An 8,628-nucleotide genomic window follows, 5' to 3' on the forward strand; every position below is an offset into this window, starting at 1 on the left:
AAAAGTCCCTTTGAGGGACAGCGAGAGTCAAAAGCGGTAAGCTTGAACGAAGTGAAAGCAGCGCCTTGAGACGCGAGCAGGTAAGCGAGGCTTATAGCCTCAGAACAAACTACCCTTTTTAAGGGTAGTTTTGATTGAAAAGAAAAAGTTATTTCATAGTTTTGAAATAACTTCCCTTTTTTATTCATATAATGCTGTTGATAAATAACGATCGCCACCATCAGGTAATAAAACAACAATATTCTTATCTTTGTTTTCAGGATGTTTGGCTAAAGTTTTAGCAGCATATAAAGCAGCACCTGAAGAAATACCAGTGAGAATTCCTTCTTTTTGAGCAAGCTGTCTAGCAGCTTCAAAAGCTTCATCAGTAGAAACAGTTATTATCTGATCATAAATATGTGTATCTAAAGTTTCAGGAACAAAGTTTGCACCAATACCTTGAAGCTGATGAGGGCCCGTTTGTCCATTTGAAAGGAGTGGAGAATCTTTTGGTTCTACCGCAATGATTTGTACCTGTGGATTCTTTTCTTTTAAATATTGTCCAACCCCACTGATTGTCCCACCAGTTCCAACACCAGCAACAAAGATATCTACTTTTCCATCCATCTGTTCATTAATTTCTGGACCAGTTGATAGATAATGAGCTTTTGGATTGCTTGGATTGGTAAACTGACTAGGAATGAAGCTTTGAGGAATGTCTTTTGCTAAAGCTTTAGCTTTATTAATGGCTCCAGTCATTCCTTCTTGACCTGGTGTTAAAACAAGCTTGGCACCGAATGCTTTCATGAGTTTTCTTCTTTCTTCACTCATTGTATCAGGCATTACGATAATGACTTCAAAACCTAAAGCCGTACCAATGGCACATAATCCAATACCCGTATTACCACTTGTTGGTTCTATAATTGTTGCACCAGGTTGTAGTTTTCCAGATTCTAAAGCATCTAATAACATACCTCTTGCAACACGATCTTTGACACTGCCAGCAGGATTATAATATTCCAGCTTGGCGAATAAATGGGCCTGAGTTTGTTCCTGCTTTTCTATATGATGTAATTGTAGAATAGGTGTTTGTCCTACCATCTCTTGAATACTGTGATAAATTTTCATATCTGAAAACCTCCTTTTTATTGTCCTCATTATAGAAAGTATAGGCTAAAAAAGCAAAGAATATGATAAATCTTTTGTGTGTCATTGATAAGAAAATCATAATATTATTTACCAAATCGTCATATTCTATGTTATAATGAAAAAACATAGAGGGAGGAATAAAAATGATCTGTTATGATAAAAATGATATAAAGGATTTAAAAAATCATGAAGATAAATATTATATGCCAAATGCATTGTTTGATACAATGCAATACAAACTTGTCCGTTTGGAAGTCAAATGGGCTTATGTTGCATGTTTGAATGTTATGTTGAAAACACCGTTATATGATTATGATGGATTTGCTTATATTAAAGATGATCATCCTCAAATGATTGAAGTTTTAAAAGACTTAGCTCATAAAAATGTTGATCAGCAAAAAATTGATGGTTATATTCAAGAATTAGAAGATTGTGGACTTGCTCAAAGAAAAGTTAGAAATATTTATTTGAAAAAAATTTCTAATATCTTTTAGGAGGTTATTATGTTTGATTTGATTGTTAAAAAAACAATTCCAAATTATCAAGATACACAAGCACCTGAAATAAGAGAAAAGTATGGAACACTATGTAGTGTTCTTTCTATTATATGTAACTGTGTCATGGTCATCTTTAAATTATTATTTGGATTTATGACACATTCAGTAGCTATTCAGGCTGATGGATTTAACAATCTATCAGATATGGGGAGCAATTTAGCAACGCTTTTTGGTTTTAAATTAGCAGGAAAACATCCTGATAGTGACCATCCTTATGGACATGGTCGTTATGAATATATTGCAGGATTAATCATTTCTTTTTTAATTTTATTAGTAGCGTTTTCCTCTTTTAAAGAATCAGTGATGAAAATTATCAAACCTGAAGCCCTTCTTTTTACATGGGGTGCCCTCATTGTTTTGGTGGTATCTATTTTTATCAAATTATGGATGGCTTCTTTTAATAGAAAAGCTGGAAAAATCATTGATTCCACATCTTTAAAAGCAGCTTCACAAGATAGTTTAAATGATGTCTGTGCAACTCTTGCAACCTTGGTTTCTTTATGTTTAAGTTTAGTAACCTCATTTCCTGTGGATGGAATAATTGGGGTTATTGTTTCCATTGTTGTGTTTAAGTCAGGAATTGATATTTTTAAGGATACTGTTGATCCATTATTAGGAAAAGCGCCTGATAAAGAACTGGTTAATGACATCTATGAGTATGTTCTATCATTTGATCAGGTTTTAGGTATTCATGATTTTATGTTGCATGATTATGGGCCTGGACGTCAATATATGACTTTTCATGCTGAAGTGGATTGTCATGAAGATATCATGACTGCTCATGATCAGATTGATGTTATTGAAAGAGATTTATTAGAAAAGTTTAATATTTTAACAACAATCCATATGGATCCTATTGATACAATGGATGAACTTACAAATCAGTTAAAACAGGAAGTTCAAAATATTGTTCAGGCATTGAATCCAAACTATAGTATTCATGATTTTCGACTGGTCAAAGGACCAACACATATTAATCTCATTTTTGATGTTTTATTGCCTGCTGATGATGAAATTTCACATCAGGAGTTGAAGCAAAAAATCACAGAAGCGATTCAACAAATCAATTCACACTATTTTTGTGTGATACAGATAGATCATGCATTTTTATAAAAAGTGTTTGACAAATGTTTATAGACAAGATAATATATTATTAACAACAGTGAAGAGAAGAGTAGTTTATGATGATTTGATAGAGAGTTCTTGGTTGGTGGAAAAGAATATTGAGGCATAAATGAAGATGGTCTTGGAGTTTCATTAGTGAATGATTTAGCTAATGGCGGGTGTACCCGTTATCGTACTAGAGTATGTTGGTACTCGAAGAGATTGTTATAGTGATGTAACGATGAATTAAGGTGGTAACACGGGTTATATACTCGTCCTTAGCGGGACGAGTTTTTTTATTTATAGGAGGGATTTCATGATTGAATTAAAACATATTCAAAAAGTTTTCCATACACCTAAAGGAGATATTCATGCCTGTCAGGATGTTAATTTGACAATCCAGAATGGTGAAATCTTTGGGGTTATTGGATATAGTGGTGCTGGGAAGTCAACACTTGTTCGTATTATTAATCAGCTTGAAAAACAGACAAGTGGAGAAGTCTTTATTGATGGTGAAGATATTTCATTATACAATGCTAAAGATTTAAGAAAGAAAAGAACAGAGATGGGAATGATTTTTCAACATTTTAATTTATTGTGGTCAAGAACAGTACAAAAAAATATTGAATTGCCATTAGAGATTGCTGGTGTTGAAAAAAGCAAACGTGTTCAAAAAGCAAAAGAATTAATTGAACTGGTTGGATTGCAGGGACGTGAAAATGCTTATCCAAGTGAATTATCTGGTGGACAGAAACAACGTGTAGGTATCGCAAGAGCATTGGCCAATGATCCAAGTATTCTGTTATGTGATGAAGCAACCAGTGCATTGGACCCTGATACAACGGAACAGATTTTAGATTTATTAAAAGATATCAATCAAAAACTCGGGATTACGATTGTCATGATTACACATCAGATGGAAGTCGTACAAAAAATCTGTCATCGTATCGCTGTTATGAGTGAAGGGAAAGTTGTAGAAACAGGTCGTGTCAAAGATATCTTTGAACATCCTCATCATCACATTACCAAACGTTTTGTCAGAGATATATCAAGTAAGATTGATGATGATAAGCAAAATGAAAATCTTAAACAGATTTATCCAGATGGTATTTTATTAAGATTAACATTTGATGAAGATATTTCCAGACAACCTATTGTTTCTCGTGTCATTAAAGAAACAAAATTAGATTTAAGTATTGTTTCAGGAAACCTCACAAATACAATTGATAGTTCTTTTGGAGTATTGATTGTCAATGTCATAGGTGGAACACAACAGGATTATGAAGATGTCATTCAAAAATTTAAAGACTATCAGGTTATTGTGGAGGTGATTTAAGATGAGTGAATTTTTAAGTCAAATTGACTGGGATGCTATGTATGTTGCCATCCAGGAAACATTATTGATGACAGTGATTTCTTTAATGATTGCTGTTATATTAGGGTTTGTTTTAGGAATCATCCTTTATATCACAAAAGAAGACGGACTTTATCCTCATAAAGTTATTCATCGCATTTTAGATTTTATTATTAATCTTTTTAGAGCTATCCCATTTATTATTTTAATATTCCTGCTTCTACAGTTTACAATTAAAATCATGGGAACAATGTTAGGAGTCAAAGGCGCTTTACCAGCACTGATTCTATCAAGTGCACCTTTCTATGCAAGAATGTGTATGATAGCTTTAAGTGAGATTGATAAAGGAACAATTGAAGCCAGCAAGGCTATGGGGGCAAGTTCCTGGCAGATTATTACAAAGGTTCTTATACCTGAAGCTAAACCAGCATTAATTTCAAGTATGACTGTTATGGCTATTTCTTTGGTAGGTTATACAGCTATGGCAGGATGTATTGGATCTGGAGGACTTGGAAACTTAGCCTATATGTATGGATATGCTAGACAAAATATGCCAGTTATGTATACAGCAACATTCTTTGTTTTAGTGATTGTCTTTATTATACAGATTATTGGTGATTTGATTGTGAAAAGAATTGATAAGAGATAGGGAGGAAAACATATGAAAAAATTATTTATTGGAATTTGTGCATTATTTTTAGCTATTGGATTAACAGGTTGTGGAGGTGGAAACACAGCGAGTGACGAAAAAACATTAACTGTTTCTGCAACATTAGATCCTCATTCTAAAATCTTAGAGGAAGCTAAACCTATATTGAAAGAAAAATATGACATTGATTTAGAAATTAAAGTGTTGGATGATTATTATATTTTCAACAAAGCTTTAGATGCAGGAGAAGTAGATGCTAACTATTTCCAACATCGTCCATTCTTTGAAGGTGAACTTAGTGAACATGGATATAAAATTGTAGAGGAAGCTGGTATTCATTTAGAGCCATTTGGATTTTATTCTCAGACAATAAAAGATATTAAAGATATTCCTGAAAATGGGGAAGTGATTATTTCTAACTCTGTAGCTGACCATGGAAGAATTCTTGGAATTCTAGAAGATGCTGGAGTGATTGAATTAAGTGATGATGTCGAACGTCTTGAAGCAACAACAGAGGATATTGTATCTAATCCAAAGAATTTATCATTTGAAGAAATTAAACCAGAATTACTTGCAACTGCTTATCAAAATAATCAAGGAGATTTAGTTGCGATTAATGGAAACTATGCCCTGCAGGCTGGATTAAATCCAACAGAAGATGCGTTAATTATTGAAACAGTAGATGCTGATAATCCATATGTGAATATTGTTGCAGTACAAGAAGGTCATGAAAATGATGAAAAGATTAAAGCATTGATTGAAGTCTTAAAATCTGATGAAATAAAACAATTTGTAGAAGATGAATATAAAGGTGCTGTTGTCATGGTAGATTAAGATGAGTATTTCTCATCCATTGGCATAAACTTAAGATATACTCTTAGGTTTATGCCTTTTTAATAGGATTTCATATTTGAATTGTGGTATAGGATGATGTTATATTGATGAAAGTTATAAAAATAATAGTGGTCGTCCAAATGATTGAATATTTTTGTGAAGTTGTAACTTTTATTAGGCAAGATATGTAATGAGGTCCCAAAAAATGTATATAATAAAATTGACAGCATAGTATTTGTGTAGTACAATGTATTACAGAAAGAGGTGATTCTTATGAGCTTTTCAATCAGACTAAATGCAGAGGAAGAGAAACTGTTCAAGAGCTATGCTAATTTTCATGGGATTTCTTTAAGTGAAGCAATGAAAACTGCATTGTTGGAAAAAATTGAGGAAGAATACGATATAGCGATTGCCCAACAAGCATATGAAGAATATTTGAAAGACCCTGAAACAATATCACATGAAAATTTTATGAAGGAACTTGGCTTATGAACTACAAAGTTGAATATTCAAAAGCTGCTCAGAAGCAAATTAAGAAAATGGATCGATATACGCAAGTTATGATTATGAGGTGGATAACAAAAAATCTTGTTGGTTGTACTGATCCACGAGCACATGGAAAGGGATTAAAAGGGAATCTAAAAAACCAATGGAGATATAGAGTGGGGCATTATCGTATTTTATGTGACATAGAAGATGATAAGCTCATCATTCTTGTTATTAATATTGGACATAGAAGAGAGATTTATAAATAGAATCTCTCTTTCATTTTGATAAAAAGCAAAAGGGACATGATTTGAAAGACAAAAAGTGGAAATAGTAAACTTTAAAAGACAGTCGACAAATGAAATAATAGCTAATGTAGCTGATCGTATTTTACGTATTGAAGATGGACAAATCATACAGGATACGGCACAAAAAAACGAATGATTGTATAAATCATTCGTTTTGCATTTTTATTGAATTGGTTCAAAATCAATAGCACCATGTTTACATAATGGACAGATGTAGTCTTCTGGAAGAACATCTCCTTCATAAATGTAACCACAGATTTTACATACAAATCCTTTTTTGCCTTCTGTTTGAGGTTTTGGTTTGACATGATTTTGATAATATGTATAAGTCATTGTATCTAAATCAGAAATGACACGCGCTTCTGTTACTTTACATATAAACATACCATGTGTCTGTAAGTCTACATATTCTTCAACTTCAAGTGACATAAAAGCATTAATATAACGAGGTAAGAAAGCTAAACCGTTATCAGCATATAATGGTTCAAAACCATCGAATTTATTAACTGTACGACCACTTTGGAAACCAAATCTTTCAAAAATACTAAATGGAGCATCAACAGATAAACAGTTGACATTCATTTTTCCCGTTTGTTTAATGACATGATGTGAATAATTTTGTTTATTAATATTCACCGCAACACGATTTGGATTATCACTGACCTGTGTGACAGTATTAACAATTAATCCGTTATCTTGTTTACCATCATGACTTGTCACAACATAAAGTCCATAACCAATTTTAAATAAAGCACTCATATCATGTTTATTTGCTTTATCATTAGATTTGGCAATATAGTCACGACATAATTCATCCGCTAATTGGTCAATGGCTTCTTGACTTTCACTATTTAATGCTGATTTAACAGTGACATGATTTTCAGCCCAAGTTATGTTTTTACAATTTTCTAACATGCCTTTCATGACTTTACAAGCCATTGGAGCCCATGATCCATTTTCTATTAATGCGATTGTACGATTTTGGAAATTTCTTTCCGTTAAATGATGAATGAATTCTTTCATGAATGGGAAAACATCTGCATTATAAGTCACTGAAGCTAAAACAAGCTTACCATATCGAAAAGCATCGCTTACACATAAAGCCATATCATCACGTGCTAAATCATGCACAACAACCTTTGGACATCCTTTTTCTGTTAATTTTGATGCCAATAAATCAACTGCTTTTTGAGTATGTCCATAAATAGAATTATAAGCAATCATAACACCATCTGTTTCGACACTATAAGATGACCAAGTCTGATAAAGATTTAAATAGTGTGATAGATTGTCTTTTAAAACAGGTCCATGCAATGGACAGATCATTTGAATATCTAAAGTTGCAGCTTTTTTAAGCACTGCCTGGACTTGTGCACCATATTTTCCAACAATACCAATGTAGTAACGACGTGCTTCATCATCCCAGTCTTCTTTAACATCGTTAGCTCCAAATTTTCCAAATCCATCTGCTGAAAATAAAATCTTATCCTTTTGATCATAGGTCATCATCACTTCAGGCCAATGCACCATTGGTGCAAATACAAATGATAATGTATGTTGACCTAAACATAATTCTTCACCATTTTTCACAACTAATCTTTGATAATTTTCATCTAAAGCGAAGAACTGTTCTATCATCATAAATGTTTTAGCATTCCCCACTAATGTTGTGTTAGGGTAAACTTTCATAAAGTTTAAGATATTAGCAGAATGGTCAGGTTCCATATGTTGGATAATTAAATAATCAGGCTGACGCCCTTGTAAAACTTCATCAATATTATCTAGCCATTCATGTGTAAAATGAATATCTACAGTATCCATTATCGCAATCTTTTCATCTAAAATCACATAAGAATTATAAGCCATACCATTTGGGACAACGTATTGTCCTTCAAATAAATCAATATGATGGTCATTAACACCTACATATCTGATATCTTTTGTTATTTCCATACTTTGAACTCCTTTCAATGTCTCTATTCATTATAGTCATATCCTAGTGAAAAATCAATGTCGATGCGTAAAACAAAAAATGTTTATTTTCATGATAAATTTAACTTCAGTTAAATGTTGGTAATTGATTTTAACCCCATAAAAACGGTGTTAAAGCCCTTTAAAATAAAACATGATATTTTCATCAGTGCTATACTTATATCGAGGTGAAGATATTATGACTGATAAAATGTTTAATGATATTATTGATTCCAT

9 protein-coding genes and 1 other annotated feature are annotated in these 8,628 nt (G+C 32.5%); of the genes, 7 read left to right on the forward strand and 2 right to left on the reverse strand.

Translation table 11 applies throughout. The features are described from left to right. Positions 1–180: 180 nt before the first annotated feature. Positions 181–1,107: a cysteine synthase A gene (cysK, locus tag B5E48_RS12715; protein WP_087305454.1), complete on the reverse strand. Its 927-nt coding sequence runs from the start codon at positions 1,105–1,107 to the stop codon at positions 181–183. A 164-nt stretch (positions 1,108–1,271) separates the two neighbouring features. Here cysK and B5E48_RS12720 point away from each other — a divergent pair, with 164 nt between their 5' ends. The 7 genes from B5E48_RS12720 (at position 1,272) to B5E48_RS12750 (ending at position 6,381) form a co-directional block, all read left to right on the forward strand. Then, complete coding sequence (locus B5E48_RS12720; protein ID WP_087305456.1) at positions 1,272–1,622, forward strand: hypothetical protein; 351 nt, start codon at positions 1,272–1,274, stop codon at positions 1,620–1,622. A gap of 9 nt (positions 1,623–1,631) precedes the next feature. Next, entirely contained in the window at positions 1,632–2,798 is a 1,167-nt protein-coding gene (locus tag B5E48_RS12725) for a cation diffusion facilitator family transporter (protein WP_087305458.1), read from the forward strand. Between the two features lie 40 nt (positions 2,799–2,838). Further along, positions 2,839–3,072 (forward strand) — a binding site (T-box leader). A gap of 33 nt (positions 3,073–3,105) precedes the next feature. Then, a complete protein-coding gene (locus tag B5E48_RS12730; protein WP_087297994.1) occupies positions 3,106–4,125 on the forward strand; it encodes a methionine ABC transporter ATP-binding protein in 1,020 nt (339 codons plus the stop codon). Between the two features lies 1 nt (position 4,126). After that, the gene (locus tag B5E48_RS12735; RefSeq protein ID WP_087305460.1) at positions 4,127–4,792 is read left to right on the forward strand and encodes a methionine ABC transporter permease; all 666 of its coding nucleotides are present in this window, start codon (positions 4,127–4,129) and stop codon (positions 4,790–4,792) included. A gap of 12 nt (positions 4,793–4,804) precedes the next feature. Then, a complete protein-coding gene (locus tag B5E48_RS12740; RefSeq protein WP_087243327.1) occupies positions 4,805–5,626 on the forward strand; it encodes a MetQ/NlpA family ABC transporter substrate-binding protein in 822 nt (273 codons plus the stop codon). Positions 5,627–5,899: 273 nt separating this feature from the next. After that, positions 5,900–6,118, forward strand: coding sequence for a type II toxin-antitoxin system RelB family antitoxin (relB, locus tag B5E48_RS12745; RefSeq protein ID WP_087305462.1), 219 nt, complete (start codon positions 5,900–5,902; stop codon positions 6,116–6,118). Further along, the gene (locus tag B5E48_RS12750; protein ID WP_087243325.1) at positions 6,115–6,381 is read left to right on the forward strand and encodes a type II toxin-antitoxin system RelE family toxin; all 267 of its coding nucleotides are present in this window, start codon (positions 6,115–6,117) and stop codon (positions 6,379–6,381) included. The genes relB and B5E48_RS12750 overlap by 4 nt, the downstream gene beginning before the upstream one ends. 201 nt (positions 6,382–6,582) lie before the next feature. Here the strand turns inward: B5E48_RS12750 and B5E48_RS12755 are convergent, their stop codons facing one another. Continuing rightward, positions 6,583–8,373, reverse strand: coding sequence for a flavin reductase (locus tag B5E48_RS12755; protein WP_087243321.1), 1,791 nt, complete (start codon positions 8,371–8,373; stop codon positions 6,583–6,585). Positions 8,374–8,628: the final 255 nt, after the last annotated feature.

Source organism: Massilimicrobiota sp. An105, assembly GCF_002161155.1.
GTDB lineage: Bacteria > Bacillota_I > Bacilli_A > Erysipelotrichales > Coprobacillaceae > Allocoprobacillus > Allocoprobacillus merdigallinarum.